Here is a 26000-nt window from a genome sequence, read left to right as displayed (position 1 = left end):
CATTTCGAGATCTGGCCCGACGCCGATGCGTCGGGCCAGTTCGCTGTCAGTCTCCCTTCGTTCCCCAGGATTCGTGGAACTGTTTCGGGCGGCGGCCGTTGACCAGGTAGTCGCCGATGACGTGTGGCTTGTAGATCACCGGGTTGTGCGAGGACAGCGTGCGGGCGTTCCTCCAGTGCCTGTCGAAGTTCGCGACCTCCCGCACGGTCGACGACCCACCCGCGTCGAACAGTCGGGTCGCTGATGCGCCGACAGCGTCGATGGTGGCGATCTGCGCCTCGGAGGTCGCGATGTACGCCGCGGTGAAGAGGTCTTCGGATCGGTCTCCCGCCTCGAAGAGGTCGTCGGCGTGCTGTAGTTCGGCGACTGCCGAGTGCAGCAGTGACTCTGCCACGCGTGCATGGACTTTGATCTGCCCGACGACGCCCAGCACGGCGGCGTCCTCGGTCGCGTGCTCGGAGAGTGCGTGCAGGCTGGTGCGCTGACGAGAGCGAACGAGTGTGACGGCGTCGGAGACGATGTTGCGGGCGATGCCGGTGAGATTGGCCTGGTGTACCAGCTGTGTGAAGGCCGACTGGAATCCACCGGCGATTCCGCCGGTGGCGAAGGTACCGTGCGGTTCGACGGGGACCGCATCGAATTCCGTTGTCCCGCTGCCGGTCAGACGTTGCCCGATGCCGTCCCAGTCGTCGAGGTGGTGGACACCGGGGTGCCGAGCGTCGACCACCGCGAATGTTCGACGCCCATCCGGTTCCGCCGCGGCCACCCGAATGAAGTCGGCATAGATACTGCCGGTGCTGTAGTCTTTTCTTCCCGACACCGTCTGCGCGCCGATGTCACCCGTGAGTGTCGTCGACAACACGAAACCCGCGGCCGACGCCGGTTCGGATTGCGCGTTGCCGAAGACCGCCCCTGCGGCGATCTTCTCCAGCCAGTACCGACGCTCCGGTGAATCGGCAAGGTGCCGCAGTATTTCCACGGTCGTGAAGTGCCCGCGAAGTACCTGGGGGAGGTTGGAATCCGCTTCACCGAGGGCGGCGAGTTGGTCGAACAGTGCCTTCAGCGACACATCGGGCCCACCGAACTCGGCTGGAACACGCAGTCTGCCGAACCCGGCCTCGTTCAGCGCTCGCACCGCATCGAACGGATGGTCCCGCGTCCGTTCACGTTCGGCGGCACCGGACGCGATCTCGGCGAACAGGTCATCGAAGCGGGTCGCTGGATCGGCAACGCTGGTCATGGACGGCTCCCAAACAGTCGGTGGTGCAGAAGATTTCGGTGCCCTTGAAGAACACCGAATCTCTCCTGATCACGCAAGGGTTCGACGCAGTACGATCGAAACCTCTACAGAGTGTTCATCGACGTCCACGCCCGGAACATCGAGGCGTATCGACCTTCCGACGCCACCAGCGCCTCGTGCGTGCCCTGCTCGGCGAGCTTTCCGTCCTCGAACAGCAGGATTCGGTCGGCGTTCTCGGCGGTGATCATGCGATGGGCAATGGTCACCGTCGTCCTGCCCTTCGTCAACCGAAGCAGTGCTCGCTGCACCCTGACGTCGGTGGCCGGATCGACTCCACTCGTCGCTTCGTCGAGAACCAGCAGATCGGGGTCGACCAGCGCGGTGCGCGCCAACGCTACGAGCTGACGCTCTCCCGCCGACAACGCCTCACCGTGCGCGCCGACCTGGGTGTCGAGCCCTGCGGGCAGAGTTCGCACCCAGTCTTCGAGCCCCAGATCGCGCATGATGTCCATGACGTCGGAGTCCCCGGCGCCCGGCCGGGCGATCGCGACGTTCTCGGCGATGCTGCGGTCGAACAGAAACGCATCCTGGGGAACGATCGCGACCCGCCGTGCCAACGACGCCGGTGCGACACTGGACAGGTTCACCGAGGCGAGCGAGACGACGCCCTCGGTCGGACTCAATTGCCGCGTCAACAGTTTCGCGAAAGTCGACTTCCCCGACCCGGTATGGCCGACGACCGCGACGTGCTCGTGCGAGTCGATGTACAACTCCGGGATCGACAGCGCCGTCGATCCTTCGTCGTAGCCGAACCGTACGTCGGACAATTCAAGTGCGATACCCCCGTCGGGCAGCGTGACCCCGTCCTCGTCCGACACGGTCTCGACCGGCTGTGCCAGCAGTTCTTCGACGCGGCGCCACCCGGCGACCGCACTCTGCGCCTCACCGAGCATGGATACCGTGAACTGCATCGGCCGAACGAAGAACGTGATCAGAAACAGGAACGCGACGAGCTGGCCCGCGGTGAGATCTATCCACCCGACGTACCCTGCGCCCGCCGCAGCACCGACGAGAACCACTGCGCTGGTGATGATTCCACTGGCGGCTTCGCCGAGTGATGCGTTGATGTTCAGCGGCAGCTGGGTGTTCATCTGTGCGTGCCTGGTGCGTTCGACGAGATCGCCCACTCGCGTCCGATAGCGATCGCTGGCACCGAATGCGCGGATCATCTCCGCGCCGTTCACCAGATCCGACACCCCGTCGTACAGAGCAGCCACTTCCACTCGGACGACGGCGAAACGCCGCGCGACCACCCGCTGGATCAAACGCATGCACACCACGGCCGCCGCCGTCACCGCCATCACCAGCAGCGCGAGCGGCCAGCTGAAGACGAACATGACGGTCGCGGCGACGATCATCTGAGACACGTTGATCACCAACGTGATTCCGCCTGCGCGAGTGAACTGAGAGACCGTGTCGATGTCGCCGGTGAGCCGCGCGACGAGTGTTCCGGTTCCGATCTGCGCCACCGACGCCGGCGACAGCCTGAAGATGTGCTCGAAGGCCCTCTCGCGTACCGACGCCAGTGCGGTCTCGACCGTCGAGACCAAGCGCCGGTTGAGCAGGCAGGACGACGTCCCGGCGATAGCAATCGCAATAGCGCCGACGACCACCGAGTCGACGAGTACACGTGTGCGGTCCGGTGCAGACTCGTCGAGAAGGGCATGATCGAGTGCGTACTGCACCGTCAACGGCACGACGATACGTCCGCTCGCGGCCACGACCGCAAGTATCGCGGTGATCCACCAACCCTGAAAAAGTCCCCTGTTCCCCAGCACACTCTTCACAGTGGATCCACATAGGCGTCGACGATGTCGCGGTACCGCTCGCTGCGCGCGCTCAGTTCCTCGTGCGTGCCGATGTCGGCAATTCTTCCCTCGTCCAGCAGCACGACGAGCTCGGCCAACGCGACAGTGGTCTTCCTGGACGCACTCATCACCAGTGTCGACGCACGCTCACCAGGATGACCGGCCAGCAATTCCCGTCGAATGTTCTCGAGAACCGCAGCTTCGACGGTCGGATCGAGCGCACTGGTGGCGTCGTCGAGCACGATCAACGACGGCCGACCGACGAGGGCCCGCGCCAACGCGATGCGCTGACGCTGTCCGCCGCTGAGACTTCGGCCGTTGCGGCCCACCTGCGCGTCGAGACCGAGCCGGCCGGCCCTCACGAAATCGTCTGCGGCGCAGAGCTCGAGGGCCCACCAGATACGGTCGTCGTCGATGTCGCGGCCCATCGTGATGTTCTCACGCACGCTGGCGTCGAACAGAAACGCTGTCTGCTGAGCCACCGCGACTCGCGCAACCGTCTCCGATCCGTGGAGGTCACGGATGTCCGCACCGTCGTAATGCACGAGCCCGTCGTCCAATTCGGCCAGCCGGGCAACTATCTTCAGCAATGTCGTCTTGCCCGATCCTGTCGCGCCGACCACCGCGACAACGTGGCCTGCCGAGAATTCGACGTCGACCGGGCCGAGTGTCGGCCTGCCGCGTTCCTTCTCGTACGAGAATGATCCCTCGCGGATGCCGACGGGAATCGGCCCCTCGATCGCCAACCTCGACTCGCCCTGTGCCGGATACTCGGTGGCCTCGAGAACGCTGGTCACGCGTGAGTGCCCGACGACGCCGAGCGGCAACAGGCCGAGGAATCGACCGATCAAGCTCAGCGGCAGTGCCATCGTCAGAAACAGGTAGATGACCTCCACGAGCACGCCTACGGTCAGCGAACCCGATTCGACGCGCGCTGCGCCGACGATGAGTACGACCAGAACCGTTGCCGTCGGGGCCAGTTCGATAACGGGATCGAACACCGCGTTGACATTGGCCATGCGCACGTTGCTGCGCCGCAGGACGGTCGACGAGCGCCGGAACCTGTCTGCTTCGGCTCGGGCGATACCCAGGGTGCGAATGACCTGTTCACCTTGGACACCCTCGTCGGCGACCGAACTCACCTCGGCTCGCGCCCGCTGTGCGTCACGGGCGCGAGGACCGACGAACCTCTGGAAGAGCACGTTGGCCGCGACGACGAACAGCATCAAGCCGATTGCTGCGGCCACGAGGTACAGATCCGAACGAGCGATGTTGATCAGTGCGAAGACCAACATCGACACGGACCCGAGCGAGAACGCGAAGAACTGCATCGGCTGCCACAGGGCGTCGACGTCGGAGACCGCGTTGGACAACAACTGCCCGGTGGAATGGCTTCGGTGCCACGGGACTCCGAGTGCGGTGTACTGGCGCACGAGTTCACGCCGGGTGCTCGCCTGATTGCCGAACTGAACAACGGCGGCCGCGTAGGAGCGCACGATGATCGTCGCCACCCGCATCAGCGACACACCGGCAACGAAACCGATCGCCGACGCCCACACACCGGGTGACGGCGAGTTCCCGGAGAATGCCGGGAGGATCAGGTGGTCGGTGGCCCAGCCGATGGCCACCGCACTGAGCACCATGGTCAAACCGTTGACCACGCCCGCCAGAATCGACACGGGCGTGGCCAGTGGGTAGCCGCGGCTGCCACGAATCATGGCCGACATTCCGGTCCTGAAGATCCGTGGATTGTCCGCACCATCGAGGTCGAGTCCTCCGACGGGAGGGGCAGTGAACCTCACACTCATACGTTTTCGAGCCTCTATCTCTTCGGCCGCAGAACCGTTCCGTGAATTCCGTACTCGTCGATGCGAGTCAGTTCGTCCTCGGTCAGGTCTGGGAATTCGGTCGCTGCAAGGTTGTGCTCGAGCTGCGCTGTCGAGCTGGCGCCGATGAGTGCTGTCGTCACTTCTGGTCGTCGCAGCACCCACTGAACCGCCAACTGCGCCAACGACTGCCCACGGGACTCGGCGATCTTGTTCAGAAAGCCTGCACGAGAGATGTATTCGTCGGAGATGTCGTCGGCCGAGAGGAATGTGCTCGACGCGGCACGCGAATCGGCAGGAACTTCACCCTGGAGGTACTTGTCGGTGAGCAATCCCTGTGCGAGAGGCGAGAACGCGACAACTCCGGTTCCGTCCTGCGCCGCGGTGTCCAGGTGTCCACCCAGTTCGACGGTGCGGTCGAAGATCGAATATCTCGACTGATGCACGAGCAGGGGCGTTCCGAGCCTGTCGGCGATGACGGCCGCATCGTGCGCCCGTTCGGCGGTGTAGTTGGAGATGCCGATGTAGAGCGCCTTGCCCTGCTGCACCGCCGACGACAGCGCACCGATCGTCTCCTCGAGCGGAGTCTCGAGGTCCGGGCTGTGCGAATAGAAGATGTCGACGTGGTCGACGCCGAGATCGGTCAGGCTGATGTCCAACGAGTCGAGCAGTGTCTTGCGCGATCCACCTGCCAGATACGGACTCGCGCCGATGGGATTGCCCGCCTTCGACGCGATCAGGATCTCGTCGCGATACCGGCCGAGGTCGGCACCGAGAATGCGTCCGAACGCCTTTTCCGCTGCACGGAAGGGTGGGCCGTAACGGTTGGCGAGATCGAAGTGGGTGATCCCCAGATCGAATGCCCGCAAGACGATCTCACGCTGCGTCTCGAAGTTTCGGTTGTCGCCGAAGTTCTGCCACAGTCCGAGCGAGAACTCGGGAAGCTTCAGTCCACTCCGCCCACTGCGCCGAAAACGTGCGTTGTCGTATCGGGTGTCTGCTGCCGAGTAGGTCATGACGCTTTCTCCTGTGCTGCGGTGTCGTCGTCGAGTCCCAGGTGGCCGCGAAGTGTCGTGCTCGTGTACTCGGTTCGATACACGCCTCGTTCCTGCAGTGCCGGAACGAGTTTGTCCACGAGATCGCCGATGGAATCACGCAGATGGTAGGGGTTGATGTTGAATCCGTCGACCACCCGGTTCCGGACCAGGTCCGCCCAACGGTCCGCGACCTCTCCCGGTGTGCCCGAATGGAAACGCGACGCAGGCGAGACCTCGAGAACCAGTTCACGGATGGACAAGCCCTTGTCCGCGGCGAGCGCGCGCCACTGCGCGATCTGCTCGAGCTTGCCGGACCTGGCCGCGATGGAGATCGTGCCGCGCGAGGGGTCCAACTCCTCCTCGGTCGGCTCGATGTCGGGAAGTGGGCCTTCCGGATCGTACGAGGACAGGTCCTTGCCCCAGTAGTGTTCGAGGTACGCGATGGCACGAACTCCGTTGTGCGCGTTGCTACGAAGCCACTGCACCTTCTCCTCGGCTTCCGCCGGGGTGTCCCCGAGTACCACGGTGACCCCGGGAAGAATCTTCACCGCGTCCGCAGCACGACCGAACGATGCCGAACGTGCGCGCAGATCACGGGCGTACGCGACGGCGTCGTCGTAGGCATGGTTCGCCGAGAACACGACGTCCGCATGGGCGGCAGCAAGATTGCGTCCTCCCGAGGAGTCACCTGCCTGGAAGAGGACCGGGCGCCCCTGTGCACTCGACCGAACAGTCGGGCGTGCAACAGCTTTCAGCAGATCGGTGTCCTTCTCGACGGTCTTGCCCGCCCAGTACTCCTTGGCGAGTTCGACGACCTGCGTCGCACGCTCGTAGCGTCGTTCGTGTTCGAGCCACCCACCGCGCCTGAAATTCGCACCGGTCCACGCATTGTCGGTGGTCACGATGTTCCATCCGGCGCGCCCGTCCGACAGCACGTCGAGACTCGCGAGCCGACGCGCCAGTTCCACCGGAAGGCTGTAGGTCGTGTTCTGGGTGGCCACGAGCCCGATGCGTTCGGTCACCCCCGCCAGAGCCGACAACTGCGTGATGGCGTCGGGCCTGCCTGCGATGTCCGTGGACAGGATCGCACCGCGGTTCTCCCGCACACGCTGGCCGTCACCGAGGAAGAACGCGTCGAACAGGCCGCGCTCGAGGGTGCGAGCCACCTCGACGAAGGTGTCGGTCGCCACCTGATCCGGTGCGCCCTCGTCCTCCCACACCGTCTGCGCGCCGATGCCGGGGTAGAAGACACCGAGGTGGATCTGCGCGTTCTCGTCGTACGGCGCGCCCGTATCGGGACGTCGGTCGTTCGTCGCCATTACTTGTTCTCCTGATTCTGCCCCGCGGCAGCGTACCGGCTGGCGGGTCGGTCGAGACCGAGGTTCGCTCGCAACGTCTTTCCTGCGGCAGGCCGACGGAGCACCCCGGCCTCGTCCAGCGCGGGAAGGATCCGTTCGACGAATGTCGTGGCGTCCTCGGCAGTGGCCGCACGTACTCGCACACCGTCCACGACTCCCGCGAGCGAGGCGATGTCGGTCGTCGCATCGACGTCGGCGAACACGAGAGGCGCGCCGGCGGCCCGTGCCGAGCCCGTCTGCGTACTGTCCTGAACCAGGACGATGTCGAGGAGATCGGTGACGCCCAGATCCGCGTCGCCGATCACCACGATCTGGCCCTGCGGAGATCGCGGCGTGATCAGCGGACCGACGACGTCGAAGAACTCACCCTCGAATCGAACGTGATGCACCTTGTCCGGGTCGAGATATCTGCCCGACGACGCGTCGCGAATCACCGCGTCGTCCTCCCAGGAATCCCACAGCTTGCGCGCCAACTCGATGACGTCGCGAATCTCCCTGGTGATCGAATCGGCCTCGCGTACTACCGAACCAACGGCATCGTGCGACGCCCGCGTGTTGTCCGCGCCGACGACCCAGGCTCCACGTCCATGCGACGCGTGGTCGAGGCTCGCGAGTTGGGTTGCGAGGAAGAACGGTTCGGTGGTCAGGGTGTGCACCGTCGGCGCAAGCCCGACAGTGGTGGTGCTGCTCGAGACGAACGCGGCACGTGTCCCCGCGTCCAGGCGGTCCTGCGTCTCGACCGAAGAAGCGATCGCGTCACCGAACGTGACGATGGTGGCACCAGCCTTTTCGGCCGCCACCACCGTCCGCCTCAACTGTCCGGGTGACTCGTCCCAACCATCGAGCTCCACCGCCAGGAACAGTCCCTTTTCATTGCTTGACAAGGTAGATCAGCCTTTCTGGGGTCGTTCACTGCTGCCCGGGGGTGACCGAATGTCACATCCGCTCCCCGCGGGGTGACCGAATGTGACATTCGCTCCCCGCCGGTGAGCGAGGGCGACATCCACACACTCAGAGTTACCCAATGTGACATTCGCTCCCCGCGGAGTTACCGAATGTGACATTCGCGCCCCGCAAAGTGAGCGAGGGCGACATCCACACACTCAGAGTTACCGAATGTGACATTCGCTCCCCGCCGGTGAGCGAGGGCGACATCCGCACACTCAGAGTTACCGAATGTGACATTCGCTCCCCGCGGAGTGAGCGGAAATCAGGAAACGGTGGGCAACCCCTGCTCTTTCCAGGCTGGGTATCCGCCCTCGATGTGGGAGACGTTGGTGTAGCCGAGTTCGGTCAGCTCGTCGACGACGGGGCCCGAGCCCTTCACGGATCCACAGAACACGACGATCGGCTCGCTGCGGTCACGGTCTTCCGCGCCGAACTGGGCCTGCACGTCTGTCTTGTCGACGACGATCGCCGAGGCGATGGTGCCGAATTCGATCCGCGACTTCTCACTCCGCACATCTATCAGTGTCGCCTTGGCCTGCGCGGCTTCGGCTGGACTGATCAACGAGGCCTCGTTCGAGCTCATGAAGGTTTTCCTGCTTTCCGTATCCCGAGGAACTTGCCTGAACCAAGCAACCATCTTTCCCTACGCATTCGGTAGGGAAAAGGGATCGGATCACGCTGAGTCGAAGGGAATTATCTGGCGGGGGTGCGCACGAGTGTCATTTCGGACGTCCGACGCAGTTCGAATCCGATCGACAGGTACAACCGAATGGCGTTCTCGTTGGACGCCGAAGCATGGAGGAACGGCTGCTCACCGCGTTCGCGGATTCCGTGGCCTACGGCACGGACGAGCTCGGTCGCCAGCCCCCTTCCCCGGTACGCGGGGTCGGTGCACACGGCGCTGATCTCGGTCCACCCTCGGGGGTGCATGCGTTCACCGGCCATCGCGATGAGGGCGTTGTCCTTCGACGCATCGCGGATGCCCAGGTAGGTCCCCAACTCGAAGGTGCGGGGCAGGAACGGACCCGGTTTCGTACGGTCGACGAGGTCGAGCATGTCCGGCACGTCGTCGGCGCCGAGAACCAGCGCGTCGGGATGGGGGCGGGTCTCGAGGTTCGTTCCGACGAGCTGAACGGCACCGAAGTGGTCGATCACGTCCCAGCCTTCGGGAGGTCGATGCCCGACGCCACCCAGCGACACGATCTCCCCAGGTCCGAACAGGGTGATGATGTCGTCCCAGTCCGCGTCCTCGAGCACCGAGGGATGCCCGAGGAACGGTGCGACCTCGGGGTCGAACCTGGAACTGCGGCCCGAGGTTCGGGCGAACCGCGCGTGGGCTCCGATCAGAGAGCCGCCGATCGGATCGTCCAGCGGATGAACGTCGGTCTCGTCGATGTACTGCGTGGTCACCGTGTGCCCTTTCCGATGTGCGGCTCCGCCGCCCGTGAATGTATGGTTGGTCGCCTGGTCACTGCGCGCGCACGGGCGGCAACGCCGCCAGCACCTGCCGGACGAGGTCGTCGATATCGGCACCCGTGGTGTCGATGGTCAGATCCGGGTTCGTCGGCGGCTCGTACGGTGCATCGACTCCGGTCAGGCCCTTCAGCTCACCGGCGCGGGCACGTGCGTAGAGGCCCTTCGGGTCGCGCCGCTCGCATTCTGCCAGGGGTGTACTGACGGCTACCTCGACGAACGTCAGCCCTGCGGCATCGTTCAACGCGCGTGCGATTGCACGATCCGATTCGAGCGGCGATACCAGCGACGCGATGGCGATGACTCCTGCATCGGCCAGCAGCCGCGTCAGATGTCCGACGCGTCGGATGTTCTCGGCTCGGTCACCTGGGGTGAAGCCGAGGTCGTCGGACAGTCCGTGACGCACGTTGTCGCCGTCGAGAAGATATGCGGCACGGCCGGATTCGACGAGCGCGCGCTCCAACGCCACGGCGACGGTCGATTTGCCCGACGCGGGTAGTCCGGTGAACCACACCGTGGCACCGCTCTGGCCGGTGGAACTCCACCGGTGCGCGCGGTCGAGAGCTGACGGATGCCATTTGATGTCGTTGCGGGTCTGCTCACCGGCCTTGACTTCGCGTGCCGTCCCGATCGTCCCAGCGCCGACGGTGTCGTTGGACGTCTCGTCGATCAGGATGAACGCGCCTGCGTCACGGTTGCCGAGGTAGGGGTCGGCGAGAATCACCGACGACGTGCGCAGGGTGACGGTCCCGATGTCGTTGAGCGTCAACTCGACCGGCGAATCCTGTTCGTCGAGAGTCTCGGGATCGAGCCGAGAGTGCAGCGACTGCACGGTCGCGCGCACGGTCGAGGCGGTGTGTTTGAGCGCGACGCGGTCCCCTGCACGCAGCGGCGTCTCGCCGAACCAGCAGACCGTCGCGTCGATCTCACGAGCCAACACCGGGAGGTGTGCACTGTCGTTTCCGCTGACGATGACGTCGCCGCGACCGATGTCGATGTCGTCCGCGAGCGACACCGAAACCGACAGTGGCGCAACGGCCACGGTCCGCTCGTCGTCGAGTGTGTCGAGTGCGGTGACGGTACTGCGTGAGCCCGACGGCAGCGACACCACCGAGTCTCCGACTGTCAAGGTTCCAGCGGACAGTCGACCCGTGTAGCGCCTGCGCTCACCTGCACTCGGCCGCGAGACCCACTGAATCGGTAGGCGCACTTCTTCGGGAACTGCTGCGGGCGCGGACAACTCGATGGACTCGAGGTGTTCGAGCAACGTCGGCCCGCCGTACCACGATGTGTTCTCCGACCGGTGGACGACGTTGTCCCCGTCCTTCGCGGCCAACGGAATCACGGTCAGGTCGACGCCGCCGAGCCGGTGAGCGAGCTTCTGCAGCTCTGCCTCGACCTCACGGAAACGCGCTTCGTCGTACCCGACGAGGTCGATCTTGTTGACTGCGGCCACCAGATGTTCGACGCCGAGCAATGTGGAGATCCGGGCGTGACGCCGCGTCTGGCGCAGCACCCCCGCTCGGGCGTCGACCAGGAGTACCGCGACGTCCGCGGTGGACGCCCCGGTGAACATGTTGCGGGTGTACCGCTCGTGGCCAGGGGTGTCGGCGAGGATGTAGCTGCGCGTGTCGGTGGAGAAGAATCGGTACGCGACATCGATGGTGATGCCCTGTTCCTGCTCGGCGCGTAGGCCGTCGGACAGCGCGGCGAGGTCCGGTACTCCGTCCTCGCGTGTCACGGCCTCCAGGTGATCGAGCGGAAGGCTGTCGGTGTCGAACATGAGGCGCCCGATGAGGGTGCTCTTGCCGTCGTCGACCGAACCCGCGGTGGCGAGTCGGAGAAGTTGCCGAGTCATCAGAAGTACCCCTCGCGTTTGCGGTCTTCCATCGCGGCCACCGAGGTCCGGTCGTCGGCGCGCGTTTCTCCTCTTTCCGACACGGTGGCGGCGGAGATTTCCCCGATCACCCCGGTGATGTCGGTTGCCCGCGATCGCACGGCACCGGTGATGGTCAGATCCCCCACGGTGCGGTACCGAACCCATTCCGTCGCAGCCTGTTCCGCTTCCGAAGGTGCGGTGAACTCGGACGTGGCGAGCAGTATGCCGTCCCGTTCGAACACCTCGCGTTCGTGCGCGAAGTAGATCGGTGGCAGCTCGAGCTGTTCGAGTTCGATGTAGCGCCAGATGTCGAGCTCGGTCCAGTTGCTGAGCGGAAACACCCGCACTTGTTCACCACGGCGTATCCGCCCGTTGTAGAGCGACCACGGTTCGGGTCGCTGCGCACGCGGGTCCCATTGTCCGAACGCGTCTCGAAAACTGAGCACACGTTCTTTCGCGCGAGCGCGTTCCTCGTCTCGGCGTGCCCCGCCGAAGGCCGCGTCGAAGCGGCCGGCCTCCAGTGCGTCGAGCAACGTACGTGTCTGCAGCCGATTGCGTGAGGCGTTGGGGCCGCCGATCTCGCTGGCTCGTCCCGCGTCGATCGACTCCTGCACCGACGCGACGATCAGCCGATGCCCCGCCGAGTCGAGGCGGCGGTCGCGAAACTCGATCACCTCGGGGAAATTGTGGCCGGTGTCGACGTGCATCACCGGAAACGGCAGCGGCGACGGCCGAAATGCTTTCTCGGCCAGTCTGAGCAGAACAATCGAGTCCTTGCCTGCCGAGAACAGCAGTACCGGACGCTCCAACTCGGCGACGACCTCGCGGATGATGTGCACGGCTTCCGCTTCGAGAATTCTCAGCTCGTCGACATGGGTGACATCGGTCGTCATACCGCAACCCTTTCTGCGCGATACCGCTCGACCCAGTCGTTCGACCGGTCGTTGCCTTGACGAGACAGTGCGGGTGGAGGGGCCAGTGCCGGGTCCAATCCCAGCGCGTCGAGGACGCGTGCGACCTCACCCGTGGTGTCCGCCGCGAGCCGGTGATAATCCACTTCCAGCGGTGTGACACCGGCGTCCGCGAACCAGCGCTGCCACTGCAGTTCCTGGTCCTCGAGGATCGCGTACAGGTGGGCGATACCGTCGGCGTGGTACTCGGCGCGGGCGTCGACCTCGGGAGGCGCCTGCCCGCGCCAGATCTGAGTCTGCACGGCGCGCCACATCGACACGGCCTGCGCGACCCGATCCCGGCGTGAGACGTGCACGAACAGCACGTCCTTGCCGAGAAGGTCGTGAATCGCGGACAGCAGATCGGTACCCGATCGGTCCGGTAGCCCGTCTGCGTGCTCGATCAACAGCGGCGTCTGATTCCACATCAGCTTGCCTCCCCAGACACCGTTGTCCGTGCGCCCGGCGCTGCGAATCCGCGCGCGCCACTGCTCGCTCGTCTCGGTCGACGGTGTGCCCGCTTCAAGCGGTGCAAGCAGCCGCAGCACGCTGTCGTCGGTGACGCCGTCGAACCACTGCCGAGGCTGCGGGGCCAGCGACGTGCTCGGCAGGTACTGGAAGAACTCCTCGGGTTCGCCTGCTCGACCGGTTGCGCGGAGCGACTCCACGAGCAATGTGCTCCCACTGCGCTGCGACGCCAGCACCAAATACGACCCGGGTCGACCACTCGGTTGATCGCTCATGTTCGGAATCCTAGACACAGGCCAATGGCTCTGCACAACACCCATTTTCACTCTGGCTGCGTCGAACTATTGCCATTGGCCCCTCGATGTGCAGCCTCAGACTTCGCGATGCTGATGCATCTGCCCACGACCGTCGAGTTCGATGATCGTATTGACACCGACCCGCTCGAGAAACACAGCGTCGTGACTGACGATCAGCAGCGCGCCGCGATAGGCATCGAGAGCTTCGGCGAGTTGCTCGACGCTCACGATGTCGAGGTTGTTCGTCGGTTCGTCGAGGACCAACAGCTGAGCCGGGGGCGCGGCCAGGAGGAGGCACGCCAGAGAGACCCGGAAACGTTCCCCACCGGACAACGTATGGACCGGGCGGTCGACGCTGTCACCGCGAAGTAGTAGTCGCGCAAGCTGGTTCCGAACAGTGCCCGGAGGTGTCCGTGGCGCCGCCGCCTGCACGTTGACCAATGCGCTTGCGTCGTCGTCGAGTCCGTCCAACCGCTGGGAGAGATACCCGACGCGTTCGGTGAGAAGCCTGCCGTGGGGATGTCCAGGAGTCTGTGGCCCACCCACGACCAGCTGCTCGAGCAACGTCGATTTCCCGACGCCGTTCGGTCCGACGAGAGCCACTCGCTCAGGCCCCTGGATCACGACGGTTCGGTGCTCGTCTACGAGCTCGACAAGTCGGCGACCTCCTGGGACGTCCGGATCCGGGAGTACCAGTCGAATGTGTTCCTCCTCGCGGACGCGTGCACCCGCCGTGTCCAGAACGGCCCGTGCGGCGTCGACCTTGTGATCGAGCGTCGAGCGCAACGTACCCGCCGACGCCCGAGCCCTACTGGCCCGATTTCCTGCCAAGATCTTCGGGATTCCGCCATCACGCTGTGTCTTCTTCGCGGTTCTCTCCCGACGTGCGAGCTTCGTCTCGGCTTCGATGCGTTGCTTCTTCTCGACGTCCAGCGAGTGTTGAGCCGAGCGGGCCGCCTGCGCCGCAGCTGCCTGCTCCTGTTCCAGGTGGAGCTTCCAGGCGCTGTAGGGTCCTCCGAAAGTGTCGAGGGCACCGTCGTACAGCTCGGCGGTGTTGTCCATGTGCTCCAACAGTTCCCGGTCGTGGCTTACCACGACAAGTGTCCCCGGCCATTGGTCGATGAATTCCGCCAGCCTGGCACGCGTACCACGGTCGAGGTTGTTGGTGGGCTCGTCCAACAACGTTATCGACGTGCGACGGATACGTAGGCCGGTTATCGCGATGAGCATGCTCTCACCTCCAGAGACCTCGACCACGCGCCGGCCGAGGTCGGCGGCTGCGAACCCGATCTGATGCAGAGCCTCGTCCGCACGAGATTCGATGTCCCAGTCGTCGCCGATCGTGTCGAAGTGCCGTTGATCCACATCTCCGGATTCGATGGCCTTCATCGCATCGAGAATCTGGTCGATACCGAGCAGTTCGGCGATGGTTGTGCTGCGGGCTGACGAAAGTGTCTGCGCCAGATAGCCCACATCTCCAGTGGTTTCGACCTGACCGGCGGTCGGCCGCAGTCGACCGGCGATGAGACGGAGCAGGGTCGACTTTCCGACGCCATTGCGGCCGACCAAACCGGTTCGGCCGACACCGAAGGCACCGTCGACGCCGGCAAGTGCAACGGATCCGTCCGGCCATTCGAACGTCAGATTCCGGAGGACAATCGACGATTTCGTGGACATGTGCAGCATTCCTTTTCCGTTCCCGCCGATCGCTCGCGGCGTCGACGGGTTCAGCTTCTGTGTGGATGGCCCGAAAGGCCGACATGACGAGACACTCGACAGACGGTCGAGGTCACAATCGCGCAGTCGTGCATTCAGCGCCGAGATCGGTGCGATGCGAACATGCCGGTGTGGCCCCTGAGCGGAGACCATGCTCCGGCAGACGGACCCACGCACACAGTGCAGTCAAACGCAGTGCAGCGAAACGCAGTGCAGCGAAACGCAGTGCGGAAGAGGAGTGTTCACTGGCGTGGGAATTGCCCACACGAGTGAAGAGCCACCGGCTGTTCGGTGGCTAGGCTGTGTCTATCTCGATCAGTCCCACGCTCGGAACTGTAGCAGCCACGCTCAGAGATCGCGGTCGACCTCGATACCGCGGTCCGCGCTGAGAGGGGAACGCGAGGTCGGTTTCAATCCGTGCACCACGATGTAGTCGTGGGTGTAGCGATCGGAGATGCGGGAGCCGACGAAGTCGGATGGAATCACATCACCCGTCTCCTCGCGCCAGGTGTGCAGGCGAAGCGCCAGGTCCTCCGCGATCGCGCGATATTCTGCGTCCTCGACCAGGTTGACGGTCTCACCTGGGTCGATCCTCAGGTCGTACAGCTCGTACCTGTCCCGAGGCCCACGGACGTCGTCCGCGACGGCTTGTCCCGACGGGCTCTCCTCGATGTCCCATGGCAGGTCCAGGCGGGGCCGATCGGCATAGTTCTCGATGTAGCTGAAGTCCTTGGTTCGCACGGCACGGATCGGATCGAACGAGTCGTGATAGGTCTTGGAGGTGAACACCTCGTCGCGGGCCGGGGTGTGCCCGCCCGAGATCTGTGTGGCATGCGAGAGTCCTTCGACCTCGTCGGGAACCGGTACTCCGAGCAGGTCCAGCAGCGTCGGCACCAGGTCGACGCCGCTGAAGAGGTCCTCGTACACCTGCGGCACGTACCCCGACCCTGTCGGCGGGCGGACGATCAACGCTATGCCCGTCCCCGGCTCGTAGAGTGTCGACTTCGCGCGCGGGAACGCAGGCCCGTGATCGGTCATGAACACCACCCACGTGGTCCGGTCCAGGCCCGTCTCGGCGAGCGTGTCGAGCAATTCGCCGACGGCGGCGTCGGCAACCGTGATCGACCCGTGGAACTCGGCGAGATCTTCGCGGACCTCCGGAGTATCGGGGAGATAATCGGGAATCTCGATCGACGACGCGTCGTCGGGCGTGTATCGGTCGGCCGGATACGGCCGGTGTGTCTCGAAGAACCCCGCGGTGAGAAAAAAGGGTTCGCTGCGGTCCTCGCGCAGCCACGCATTCGCTTTCGCGGTCACGTACTCGCAGAAGGAGTTCGATACGTCGAACGTCTCGAAACCGAGCCTCGATGGAAACGAGGTCTCGTGCTGCATGCCGAACAGTGTTGTCTGCCAGCCGGATTGCGACAGTATCGACGGCAGGGTCTGCACGTCGGGACGGTATTCCCAACCGTGGTGCGCAAGCCCGACGAGTCCGTTGCTGTGCGGGTAGCGACCGGAGAACAGCGAGCCGCGGGACGGCGAACACAACGGAGCCGTCGCGTGCGCGTGCGTGAAGAGAATGCTCTCCGCTGCCAGCGCATCCACCCGCGGACTCGTCACCGATCGGTGGCCGTAGGCGCCGAGGTGGCGACCCAGGTCGTGCCAATGGACCACAAGGACGTTCTCTTTGGTCATTGCTATTGCCTAGCACATCGGCGTCGGTGGCAGCATGGGTTCATGGCCGCCGCATGTTGCACACCCGATCGGGACGGATCCGCGCAACCCACCTCGACCTGGCATGCGGGTCGTCCCCGCCCTGCACTGGTCCCTGACTCTGCACTGATCCCTGTCCGCGGGGGGATGTTCCTGATGGGGTCGCAGGACCACCTCGCATACCCGCTCGACCTCGAAGGTCCGGTCCGGGAAGTCCATGTCGCGGATTTCTCCATCTCCGCTGCGACGGTCACCGTCGCCGAGTGGGCCGAGTTCGTCGGCAGCGGGAACTACGTCACCGATGCGGAGCGCTACGGCGATTCCCTGGTGTTCGCCGGCTCACTCCCCGCCTCCGATGCTTCTCCGGTCGTACCGGCGACGCCGTGGTGGCGGGTCGTCGCGGGTGCCACGTGGCGCCGACCGGCCGGACCCGACTCAGCCGTCGACGCCGTCCGCGATCTGTCCGATCATCCGGTGACCCACGTGTCCAGGCGCGACGCGAAGGCCTACTGCCGGTGGAGGTCGGTCGCGCTTCCCAGCGAGGAGCAGTGGGAGTACGCATCCCGCGGCGGTCTGGTCCAGAAGCCGTTCCCGTGGGGTGAGACCGAGGACCTCGACCGAATGAACACCTGGCGAGGCGAATTCCCCGGTGCCCGCAGCGACGCGGTACTCACCTCGCCCGCCCGGTCATACGCTCCGAACGCCTTCGGCCTGTACAACTGCACCGGCAACGTATGGGAGTGGACAACAGGAACGTTCGACGCCTCGCGCCGAGACTTCCGAGCGGTGACCCGCGGCGGTTCGCACCTGTGCCACGAGAGTTACTGCCGCAGATACCGAAACTCCGCGCGCTCGGGAGCATCCGAGGACACATCGAGCAGTCACACCGGCTTTCGGGTCTGCAGCCGGCCCGATCTGCCGTAGCCGCTCGACGAGCGTACGCAGAATTGTCTATGCTCGCTTCGGGCAACTGGCGATAGGTGGGTCACCACCAGGGAGCCCTACCGCGAAGCGTCGTCCGCCTGGGTGCTTCACCGAACCAGGTGGAGGACTGCGCCCATGCTCGACATCCGACCAGCAACACCCGACGACGCCGCAGCAATTCTCGCGCTGCGGCACACAGCCGAGGATTGGCTCGCCGACCGGGGTATCGACCAGTGGCGGCCACGGGAAGTACCACTGTCGGTCATCGAAAGTCAGGTTGCTGCCGGGGAATTCGTCGTTGCGCGGCTGCGACCGACGGACACCCCGCTCGTGGCGGCGATGCGACTGATCTGGTCCGACGAACCGATTTGGCTCGAAGAGAACGCCTTCGCGGGATACGTCCACCACCTCGTCGTCGACCGGTCCCACTCGGGCCGCGGAATCGGGCGGGAATTGCTCGACTGGGCAGAACGTACAACCCACGACGCAGGCGCAAGCGTGCTCCGGTTGGACTGCGTCGAAACGAACCCGCAGTTGCGCGCCTACTACGCGCGCCTCGGATTCCGGGAAGTCGGGCGACGAGAGTTCCGTGCGGACCGGTGGTTGGCCGTCACCCTGTTCGAGCGCGATGTGCTGCGGCGTGAAGAGTGTCGGGGCACCGGTGTACACCAATTGCGTTGACGTTGAAACGCTCGGAGACAGAACCGACGACCGTCCCCGTCGTCACGGCGTCTCCTTCCTCGAGCCTGGCGGATCGACCGCTGGCACTGAGATCAAGCCCCGAGCGGCTACCTCGACACGAACTGCCGGCAGCACTTCCGCCGCGAGGAGTTTCTGTTGCGCAGTGGTTTGCGGGCCCAGCAGAAGCATCGTGAATCCTGCCTCGACGATCTCGACGAGCTGCTCGATCACCCGCGGGACGCTGCCAGTGATCAAACCGGGACTCGAGGTCGCGGACCGGTCGATTCTGGTGGTCGCGTTGGTGGCGCAGGTGATCGAATCGGGATCCCTACCGGCGGCCAACGCAGCCGCGCGGACCTTGGCGCGCATGTCGGATGCTTGACGGAGATCGATTCGCCCCAGCGACGGCAACCACCCGTCTGCAACTTGGCCAGTGAGCTCGAGGGCTCGGGGGCCGTACGAGCCGAGCCAGATAGGGATTCGGTGTGACGGTTGTGGCGTGATGCGAGCACCAACCACCGAGTATTGCTCCCCTGCAACGGTGGTGGTGGGATCGGTCCACAAGGACCGAAGAATCTCGATCGCTTCTCGCTGTGCGACGATCTTCTCCCCGGGAGTTCTCACCACCAAGCCGAATGCGTCGAATTCGTGGTCGTACCCTCCGGCACCGAGCCCAAGGACCAACCTGCCATTCGAGACGCGGTCGAGTGTCTCGGCGGACTTTGCCAACACCGCGGGTGCTCGATACGGCAGCCCGAGGACGTTGGTACCCAGTTCGATTCGACGAGTTTTGCCGGCGAGCCAACTCAAGGCGGTCCACGGATCGAATGTGAAGCGATCGCCGTGCAGGTGGTCGCTCAAGGTGAAGATATCGAAACCCAATTCGTCAGCGCTCTGCGCGAGGTCCAGCAGCTCGGTCGTGTCTTCGACACGAACGACGCCGCCCGCGCCGAAACCTAGGTGTTGCTCGACAATGTTGCTCATGTGTCAGTTCCTTTCATACCGTCGTCGTGTCTCGGTCTTTGTCAATCCTTGCGATGTATTCGGTCGGGTAGCAGACGCAGCAGCACCCGATCCCCCACACCGGGGCGCACGGCCGGCCTACCGGTCCACTTCGTGAAGGTCGTGCGCGCGACGTCGAGCGCCGCTTCACCGATCTCGATCGCGACCACTCGGCCCCGGACCTCGATGTAGCGGCGACTGTTCGATCGATCGAGCAAGAGAATGGTCGCGCGCGGATCGCGGGCGATATTGCGGTACTTCTGCCGTCCCGTGCTCGTGGTTACCAGCACATGATGCCGGTCTGCGTGCGGCCACACGATGCTCGCTTGCGGCTCACCGCCGGGCATCAGGGTGGTGAAGATTGCTTGATTCGCCTCGGTCGCCAGGGCATGGACGTCGTCGTCAAGCATCGGTACGCACCCGCGCAGTCGCTGCCAGCTTCTTCGCCTGCGGGAGAACTGCTGTCGCAATCAGTTCGACGGTGGATTCGACAGTGGAGTGCGGAATCCCGCCGATGTCGACGGCCAGCAAGTGCAGGTCGTGGCCCCACAGTTGTCGAAGGTTGCCGAGTTTGTCCAGTACCTCGGCCGGGCTTCCGCACAATGCCGGGCCGGACGGTCCGATGTGCGCATCGAAATCCACTGGTCCACCGTTCGGCCGTGCGCTGAGGTAGCTCCCGATGTAGGACGCCCACTGTGATCGGGCCTCCTGTGATGTCCTCGCGACGAAGGTGTGGCTCGCTGCCGCCTGCCGACCAGGCGCATCGGAGTACTTCTTTTGCCAGAGGTCGCGGTACGCGGCGAAAGCGTCGACGTACGTCGACGGAGCATGTGCCGTGGTTCCGAAGGCGATCGGCAGTCGATGCTCGACAGCAAGGGCGACCGAGTCCACATCGGTGCCGGCGCTCGCCCACAACGGCGGCTGTGTTTGGAGGGGTCTGGGTTGCACGGTGATCCCGTTCAGCGGTGGACGAAACTTCCCGCTCCAGGTGACCGACTTCTGTGTCCACAGCTTGATCAGCAGGTCCAGGTTTTCGCGTTTACGTGCAGCCTTGCTGCCGGGGTCTTGACCGAATACGACGTAGGGCTCAGGAAAGAAGGATCCGCCGGCGACGAGCTCGAGGCGACCCTCGGACAGGATATCGAGCAGCGCGTAATCCTCGGCGAGCAGCACCGGATCACGATTGGCCACCAGAGTCGTCGCAGTGGCGAGCCGAATACTCGACGTCCTCTCGGCGATAGCGGCCAGCACCAGTGTTGGGTTCGGGATGACGTCCCGGTCGCGGAAGTGGTGTTCACCGACCGCATACCACGCGTAGCCCAGACGTTCGGCCCGCACTGCGGTATCCACTACCTCCTGTACTCGCTGGCGCTGTGTAACAGTCGTTCCCGTGTGTGGATCAGCGAGAAGGGTGCCGAAGGTGATCAGCCCTAGGTCCATGGTGTCGTCTCCTTGTGAGTTGTGACGAGTGCGGAGTACTCACGTGCACCAGGAACTGCAGCCAGCAACTCCTGGGTGTACGTGTGCCCCGGTGATGTGAATACCTGTTCGGCAGGTCCGGATTCGACGATCGTGCCGCGCTGCAACACAGCGACGTCGTCGCTGACATATCGGATTACGCCGAGGTCGTGGGAGATGAACAGGTAGGACAGCTGCCGTGATTGCTGCAGCGAGAGCAACAGATCGAGGATTTGGCGCTGCACCGTCACGTCGAGTGCAGAGACCGGCTCGTCGCACACCAGTAATTCGGGATCGACCGTCAGGGCGCGCGCGATCGCGACGCGTTGTCGCTGACCGCCGGACAACTCCGATATCTTCCGCTGCGCTGTCGCTGCAGACAGAGCCACGCTGTCCAGAGACGTCCGTACCGTCTCGGCCCGACGTTGCTTGTCTCCGATACCGAAATTGCGGAGGGGCTCGATGAGCAACTCTTCGACGCTGAACCGCGGATTGAGAGAGGCGTACGGATTCTGGTAGACCAGCTGGATCCGTCTGCGCAGCTGCCGCAGTTTCGCGCCTCGCAAGGCCGTCACGTCCTGTCCGGATATGTGAACGAAGCCGGAACCAGGGCGTTCCAGTCCCAGAACGAGCCGCGCAATCGTCGTCTTTCCGGATCCGGACTCGCCGACGAGACCGAGGGTCCGACCACAGGGTATCACGAATGACACGTCGTCGACCGCAGTGCGCACGGGTCTGCGCACGATGCCTGCACCTCGAATCTGGAACTTCTTCACCAGTGCGCCTACTTCGACGAGTGGAATTGCTCTGTCCTCGGCTGGATTGCTCGGCTCACCGCCCCCGACCGACCTTGCCCGTCTGTCGGTGATGGATATTGTCGAGTCTCTGATCAGTTGCTGTGTATACGAATCGGTGGGATTGCCGAGAACTTCGGCCGTCGGGCCCGATTCGACGACTCGGCCATTCGACATGACCACTACGTTGTCCGAGCGTTCGGCGGCAACTGCCAGGTCGTGCGTGATCAGCACGATGCCGACACCGGTGGACGACACCACACGCTGCAGGTGGTCCAGAATGCGGCGTTGGACTGTGACGTCGAGTGCCGATGTCGGTTCGTCGGCGACCAACAGTCGGGGCCTACCTGCCATGGCCATTGCGATGAGAACGCGTTGGCGCATCCCGCCGGACAGCTCGTGGGGGTACTGACGGGCCCGAATGTCTGGTTCGGGCAGACCAGCCTCGGCGAGAAGTTCGATCGCTTGGACGCGCGCCTGCTTTCCGTGCGCCAGACCGTGAATACGCAAGACCTCGGCGACAAGCGCCCCGACGGGTTGTACCGGGTCCAGGGACACGGTCGGGTCCTGCGGGATCAATCCGATCTGGCGTCCTCTGATCTCGTGCCAATCCTTCTCCGGCAGAGCTGTGAGATCTGCGCCCTGAAACTCGACCCGTCCGGAGTCGATCCGAGCTTCTCCCGGCAACAGACCCATGATCGCAAGGGCCAGTGTGCTTTTACCCGAACCTGATTCGCCGACGACGGCGGTGATGCGGCCCGGTGCGACCTCGAGGTCGACTCCGTTCACAGCGTGCACGACAGCATTCGCGGTGCGGTAGGCGATGTGGAGATCGGAGATCCGTATTACCGGTTTTGTTCGCTCGACCAATGCTGTCATCGGATGTTCCTCCGGGATTCCAGTGCGCGTGCGAGTCTCGTCGTCGAGAGGACGACGACGGCGACGGTGAGTCCGGGTAGCGCGGTGAGCCACCACGCCGTCGCCATGTAGTTACGCCCTCCCGCGACGAGCGCGCCCCATTCCGGCGCGGGGGGTGGTTCACCGAACCCGAGGAAGCTGAGCGAGGACACTGCGAGGACAACCAACCCGAAGTCGAGCGCGGCAAGTGCAAGAACGGGCCCGACGGCCGAGGGCAGCACGTAGCGAAGGAGGATCCGTGTCCACCGAGCTCCGCAGACGATTGCGCCTTCGACGTGCACTGCCGTGCGCACCCGCAGTACCTCGGCTCGCATCAGGCGAGTGACTGCGGCGACGGACGACAACGCCACTGCAATACCGACATTGAGGGTGCCGAATCCGAGTGCGCTGATGATCACCAACGACATGAGCATGGGGGGAATCGACAACAACATTTCGACGATCCGCATCGTCACCGCGTCGAGAACCCGCCGAAGAACCCGGCGACGAGGCCGAACACGGTCCCGGTCACGAATGCGAGCACGATGGCGATCGTGGCTGCACGCAGGGACAACGATGCCCCGTGCACCACCCGCGCATACAGGTCCCGCCCCAGTTCGTCGGTACCGAACAGATGGTGCCAACCTGGGCTCTGAAAACGTTCCATCGCAACACCTTCGATGGGGCTCTGGCCGGAGAACACCTCGGGTAGCACGGCCCACCCGATCACGAGGACGAGTACGGCGCACGCGAGCACCAGACCGGGTTGTGAGCCGAAGTGGCGCGCACCCCGAGTTGCCGGCGCAGCCGCGCTGGTTCGATCGAACTCTGTCGTGCTCATCGAGCCGCCACCGAACGCGAGGTCGACCGCATTCTCGGATCGAGAACGGGATAGAGCAGATCGACCGCGAGGTTCACCGTGACGAACGCCAACGACGCGACGATCACGACGCCCTGGACTACCGGGAGATCCTGATTGGTCACCGCGAATCCGATGTCACGGCCCATGCCGGGACGCGAGAAGACGGTCTCGACCACTACCGCACCGCCGATGAGATTTCCGACGAGCAGACCGATCACAGTGACCGCCGGAATTGCCGCGTTGCGCAGACCGTGACCGACGAGCACACGCAAGGGGCCTGCACCTGCTGCTCGTATCGTGTCGACGTACGGCTCCTGCAATGTGCTGTGCAGACTCTTTCCGAGCACCTGGGCGATCAGTGCAATGCCGGGTAATGCCAGTGTCACCGCAGGAAGAATCACACCGCTCACGCCAGTTGCGTTCAGTGACGGAAAGATTCGCCAATGAAGGGCGAAGAGCTGAATCAGGAGCAACCCCACCCAGAACGAGGGCAGTGAGATGATCATCGACGGCACCGACCGCAGTACCTGCCGTCGCAATGCTGACGGACCCAGGTTCGCCGCGACAGCGAGCGCGAGACCACCGACAAGCGAGAGGACCAACGCCACCATCCCGAGGTCCATTGTCTTGGGCAGCGACACCGCGATGGTGGAGCTCACCGTCCGGCCGGACTGGATCGAGCGTCCGAGATCACCGTGAAGCAGATCCCCCAGCGCTGAGAAGTACTGGACGACGGCCGGCCGGTCGAATCCCAAATCTGCACGGATAGTGGCGATTTCCTGCGGCGTGGGCGCTCCCCCGGTGCTCCGGTTGCTCAGCATGAGGGCAACCGGATCTCCGGGGAGCAACCTGAGCGCGAAGAACGTCACGGTGAATGCAGCCCAGACGACGAACACTGCCTGCGCGATCCGTCGGCCCACATACGCTGTCATCGGTGCTTCACCCCAGCTTCGCCGAGTGCAGATTCAGCCGTGCCGAGGCATCGGTGGTCAGATCTGCGACCTGATCCGACACTCCGTGCACCTGCGCGTTCTCGTACAGAGGCACGGTGTCGGCGTGGTCGAGCAACCAATCGACCGCGTTGGTGACGGCCTCCTGTCTGGCCGCGTCGTCGGTCGCCGCAGCCTGGCCGTCCAGATATCGATCCAACTCGCTGGGCGGTAGGTGCCACAGGTTCTGACCAGTGCTGGAAAACAGGTTGCGCAGCACATCCGGGTCCGCTCGTGTCACCCCGACTGCCGTGAGGTCGAAATTTCCGGCGTTCTGCTGCTCGACGTATGTAGGAGGAGGAACGATGTCGAGCACGATGTCGATACCGATCTTGGCGAACTGCTGCTGGATGTATTGCTTTTCAGGCGAGGCGGGTGCAGGGATCAGCCATTTCAGACTCAGCCTGCGTCCGTCCGAGACTCGGATTCCGTCCGGCCCCGGAACCCACCCGGCATCGGTGAGGAGTTGTTTCGCGTTGTCGGGATCGAAGGTCAGCTTGTCCGTCTCGACATAGAACGGCGTCGAACTGGCCAGAACGCTCGTCGCAGGTGCGGCCTGCGGACCGATGATCGCGTCGACCAGTTCACGTCTGTCGATACCGACCAACAGCGCCTCCCGTACGCGCTGATCCGCGAGAATCCCTACGTGATTGAGAGACAACGGTGCCACTGCGCCAGGCAAACGATTGCTGAGCAGGCTGAAGCCGTTGCCGTCGAACTGCTGCCGGTCCGTGGACTGAATGTTCTCGGCAACCTGTACCTGACCGGACGCCAGTGCACTCGTTCGAGCGCCCTCCTCGGGAACGAAGAGGTAGTGCACCTCGTCGAGTACCGCGGCGCCGGGATTGGACGAGCTCGACGCCGGCCACGCATAATCCGCCCGCCGCTTGATCACCACATCCTGATTCGGTGTGTACCTGTCCAGTACGAACGGCCCCGAACCGACGAACGCACCGCGGCACCTGTCCGCCAGGGGAATCTCCGCCGTCGCGGGCGACAGAATGCCCAGACCCGTGAGCGAGGTTGCCTGAAGGAACTGGGCATTCGGAGCATTGAAACCGATCGAGAAGTGCAATGGATCGACGACGGTAGTCCCGGTATAACCGCGAACGTAGGCCGGAGCGCCGGTGGCGGGGAGGGTGACCAACTTGTCGAACGTCGCTTTGACGGCTGCTGCGTCGACAGGGGTTCCATCGCTGAAAGTCACACCCGATCGCAAGGTGAAGTCGAAGGTCTTGGCGTCATCCTCGATCTCGAATGATTCGGCCAGCCAGGGCACGATTTCGCCGGTTTCGGGGTCCTGCTCGGTCAGGGAGTCGACCAATGAACGAGAAACGTCCGTCGCGGCCAGTTGTCCGGTCTGTTGCGGATCGAGGCACGTGGGATCAGCGGGCATGGCGATGGTGAGTGTTTCTGTCCCACTGCCTGATTCAGCGTTCGCAGAACATCCCGCCAGCGCACACAGGGCGGCCACGACCGCGATCGTCGAACCCACGAGCTGGAACCTATATCTGGTTACTGGCACGACTACTCTTCTCGATCGTGAGGGATGGTCAGCGAACACGCGTCGATGCGACTTCAGGTAAATTACAACGTGTATTTTACCTAGGTCAATCATTTG

General features: G+C 64.2%; 23 protein-coding genes and 1 riboswitch. Of the genes, 2 read left to right on the top strand and 21 right to left on the bottom strand.

The window, feature by feature from the left end; genetic code table 11:
* Positions 1-46: 46 nt before the first annotated feature.
* The 13 genes from RY1_RS12920 to RY1_RS12860 form a co-directional block, all read right to left on the bottom strand.
* A complete protein-coding gene (locus tag RY1_RS12920) occupies positions 47-1240 on the bottom strand; it encodes an acyl-CoA dehydrogenase family protein (RefSeq protein WP_072803960.1) in 1194 nt (397 codons plus the stop codon).
* Positions 1241-1344: 104 nt separating this feature from the next.
* Positions 1345-3078 (bottom strand): ABC transporter ATP-binding protein, encoded by a 1734-nt coding sequence (locus RY1_RS12915; protein ID WP_169914681.1) that lies wholly within the window; start codon positions 3076-3078, stop codon positions 1345-1347.
* Between the two features lie 5 nt (positions 3079-3083).
* Positions 3084-4910, bottom strand: a complete 1827-nt coding sequence (locus RY1_RS12910) for an ABC transporter ATP-binding protein (RefSeq protein WP_169914678.1) — start codon at positions 4908-4910, stop codon at positions 3084-3086.
* A gap of 20 nt (positions 4911-4930) precedes the next feature.
* Positions 4931-5950, bottom strand: coding sequence for an aldo/keto reductase (locus RY1_RS12905; RefSeq protein WP_072803958.1), 1020 nt, complete (start codon positions 5948-5950; stop codon positions 4931-4933).
* Entirely contained in the window at positions 5947-7290 is a 1344-nt protein-coding gene (locus tag RY1_RS12900; protein ID WP_072803957.1) for an LLM class flavin-dependent oxidoreductase, read from the bottom strand. The genes RY1_RS12905 and RY1_RS12900 overlap by 4 nt, the downstream gene beginning before the upstream one ends.
* Positions 7290-8213 carry an LLM class flavin-dependent oxidoreductase gene (locus tag RY1_RS12895; RefSeq protein WP_072803956.1) on the bottom strand — a complete coding sequence of 308 codons (924 nt, stop codon included), beginning with the start codon at positions 8211-8213 and terminating at the stop codon, positions 7290-7292. Before RY1_RS12895 ends, RY1_RS12900 begins: the two co-directional genes overlap by 1 nt.
* Positions 8214-8539: 326 nt before the next feature.
* Positions 8540-8860: a rhodanese-like domain-containing protein gene (locus RY1_RS12890; protein WP_072803955.1), complete on the bottom strand. Its 321-nt coding sequence runs from the start codon at positions 8858-8860 to the stop codon at positions 8540-8542.
* 110 nt (positions 8861-8970) lie between these two features.
* Entirely contained in the window at positions 8971-9687 is a 717-nt protein-coding gene (locus RY1_RS12885) for a GNAT family N-acetyltransferase (RefSeq protein WP_072803954.1), read from the bottom strand.
* Positions 9688-9745: 58 nt separating this feature from the next.
* The gene (gene cysC / locus RY1_RS12880) at positions 9746-11608 is read right to left on the bottom strand and encodes an adenylyl-sulfate kinase (RefSeq protein WP_072803953.1); all 1863 of its coding nucleotides are present in this window, start codon (positions 11606-11608) and stop codon (positions 9746-9748) included.
* The gene (gene cysD, locus RY1_RS12875) at positions 11608-12522 is read right to left on the bottom strand and encodes a sulfate adenylyltransferase subunit CysD (RefSeq protein WP_072803952.1); all 915 of its coding nucleotides are present in this window, start codon (positions 12520-12522) and stop codon (positions 11608-11610) included. The genes cysC and cysD overlap by 1 nt, the downstream gene beginning before the upstream one ends.
* Positions 12519-13322, bottom strand: coding sequence for a trehalose 2-sulfotransferase (gene stf0, locus RY1_RS12870; protein WP_072803951.1), 804 nt, complete (start codon positions 13320-13322; stop codon positions 12519-12521). Before stf0 ends, cysD begins: the two co-directional genes overlap by 4 nt.
* A 96-nt stretch (positions 13323-13418) precedes the next feature.
* Positions 13419-15020 carry an ABC-F family ATP-binding cassette domain-containing protein gene (locus RY1_RS12865; RefSeq protein ID WP_072804045.1) on the bottom strand — a complete coding sequence of 534 codons (1602 nt, stop codon included), beginning with the start codon at positions 15018-15020 and terminating at the stop codon, positions 13419-13421.
* A gap of 387 nt (positions 15021-15407) precedes the next feature.
* Positions 15408-16754, bottom strand: a complete 1347-nt coding sequence (locus RY1_RS12860; RefSeq protein WP_072803950.1) for a sulfatase family protein — start codon at positions 16752-16754, stop codon at positions 15408-15410.
* A 42-nt stretch (positions 16755-16796) separates the two neighbouring features.
* Between RY1_RS12860 and RY1_RS12855 the strand changes: the two genes are divergently transcribed.
* Together RY1_RS12855 and RY1_RS12850 are read left to right on the top strand one after the other, a co-directional pair.
* Positions 16797-17696 carry an SUMF1/EgtB/PvdO family nonheme iron enzyme gene (locus tag RY1_RS12855; RefSeq protein ID WP_084727383.1) on the top strand — a complete coding sequence of 300 codons (900 nt, stop codon included), beginning with the start codon at positions 16797-16799 and terminating at the stop codon, positions 17694-17696.
* A gap of 32 nt (positions 17697-17728) precedes the next feature.
* A riboswitch (ZMP/ZTP riboswitch) is annotated at positions 17729-17807 on the top strand.
* A gap of 24 nt (positions 17808-17831) precedes the next feature.
* The gene (locus RY1_RS12850; protein WP_072803949.1) at positions 17832-18377 is read left to right on the top strand and encodes a GNAT family N-acetyltransferase; all 546 of its coding nucleotides are present in this window, start codon (positions 17832-17834) and stop codon (positions 18375-18377) included.
* Between the two features lie 42 nt (positions 18378-18419).
* Here the strand turns inward: RY1_RS12850 and RY1_RS12845 are convergent, their stop codons facing one another.
* Genes RY1_RS12845 through RY1_RS12815 form a run of 8 tightly spaced genes read right to left on the bottom strand, consistent with a single transcriptional unit; the run spans position 18420 to position 25874 of the window.
* Positions 18420-19361, bottom strand: coding sequence for an LLM class flavin-dependent oxidoreductase (locus tag RY1_RS12845; protein ID WP_072803948.1), 942 nt, complete (start codon positions 19359-19361; stop codon positions 18420-18422).
* A 41-nt stretch (positions 19362-19402) separates the two neighbouring features.
* Positions 19403-19789, bottom strand: coding sequence for a TIGR03618 family F420-dependent PPOX class oxidoreductase (locus tag RY1_RS12840; protein WP_072803947.1), 387 nt, complete (start codon positions 19787-19789; stop codon positions 19403-19405).
* Positions 19782-20819 (bottom strand): LLM class flavin-dependent oxidoreductase, encoded by a 1038-nt coding sequence (locus RY1_RS12835; RefSeq protein ID WP_072803946.1) that lies wholly within the window; start codon positions 20817-20819, stop codon positions 19782-19784. Before RY1_RS12835 ends, RY1_RS12840 begins: the two co-directional genes overlap by 8 nt.
* Positions 20810-22510 (bottom strand): dipeptide ABC transporter ATP-binding protein, encoded by a 1701-nt coding sequence (locus RY1_RS12830; RefSeq protein ID WP_072803945.1) that lies wholly within the window; start codon positions 22508-22510, stop codon positions 20810-20812. Before RY1_RS12830 ends, RY1_RS12835 begins: the two co-directional genes overlap by 10 nt.
* The gene (locus RY1_RS30585) at positions 22507-22998 is read right to left on the bottom strand and encodes an ABC transporter permease (RefSeq protein ID WP_245819634.1); all 492 of its coding nucleotides are present in this window, start codon (positions 22996-22998) and stop codon (positions 22507-22509) included. Before RY1_RS30585 ends, RY1_RS12830 begins: the two co-directional genes overlap by 4 nt.
* 2 nt (positions 22999-23000) lie before the next feature.
* Complete coding sequence (locus RY1_RS30580; protein WP_245819633.1) at positions 23001-23369, bottom strand: hypothetical protein; 369 nt, start codon at positions 23367-23369, stop codon at positions 23001-23003.
* Positions 23366-24322 (bottom strand): ABC transporter permease, encoded by a 957-nt coding sequence (locus RY1_RS12820; protein ID WP_072803944.1) that lies wholly within the window; start codon positions 24320-24322, stop codon positions 23366-23368. The genes RY1_RS30580 and RY1_RS12820 overlap by 4 nt, the downstream gene beginning before the upstream one ends.
* Positions 24323-24329: 7 nt before the next feature.
* Positions 24330-25874 (bottom strand): ABC transporter substrate-binding protein, encoded by a 1545-nt coding sequence (locus RY1_RS12815; protein WP_169914676.1) that lies wholly within the window; start codon positions 25872-25874, stop codon positions 24330-24332.
* Positions 25875-26000 lie beyond the last annotated feature (126 nt).

Origin of the sequence: Rhodococcus yunnanensis NBRC 103083, assembly GCF_001895005.1 — a bacterium.
Taxonomy (GTDB): Bacteria; Actinomycetota; Actinomycetes; order Mycobacteriales; family Mycobacteriaceae; genus Rhodococcoides; species Rhodococcoides yunnanense.
Note: the sequence above shows the minus strand (reverse complement) of the source record. Positions and strands in the feature narration are given on the sequence as shown.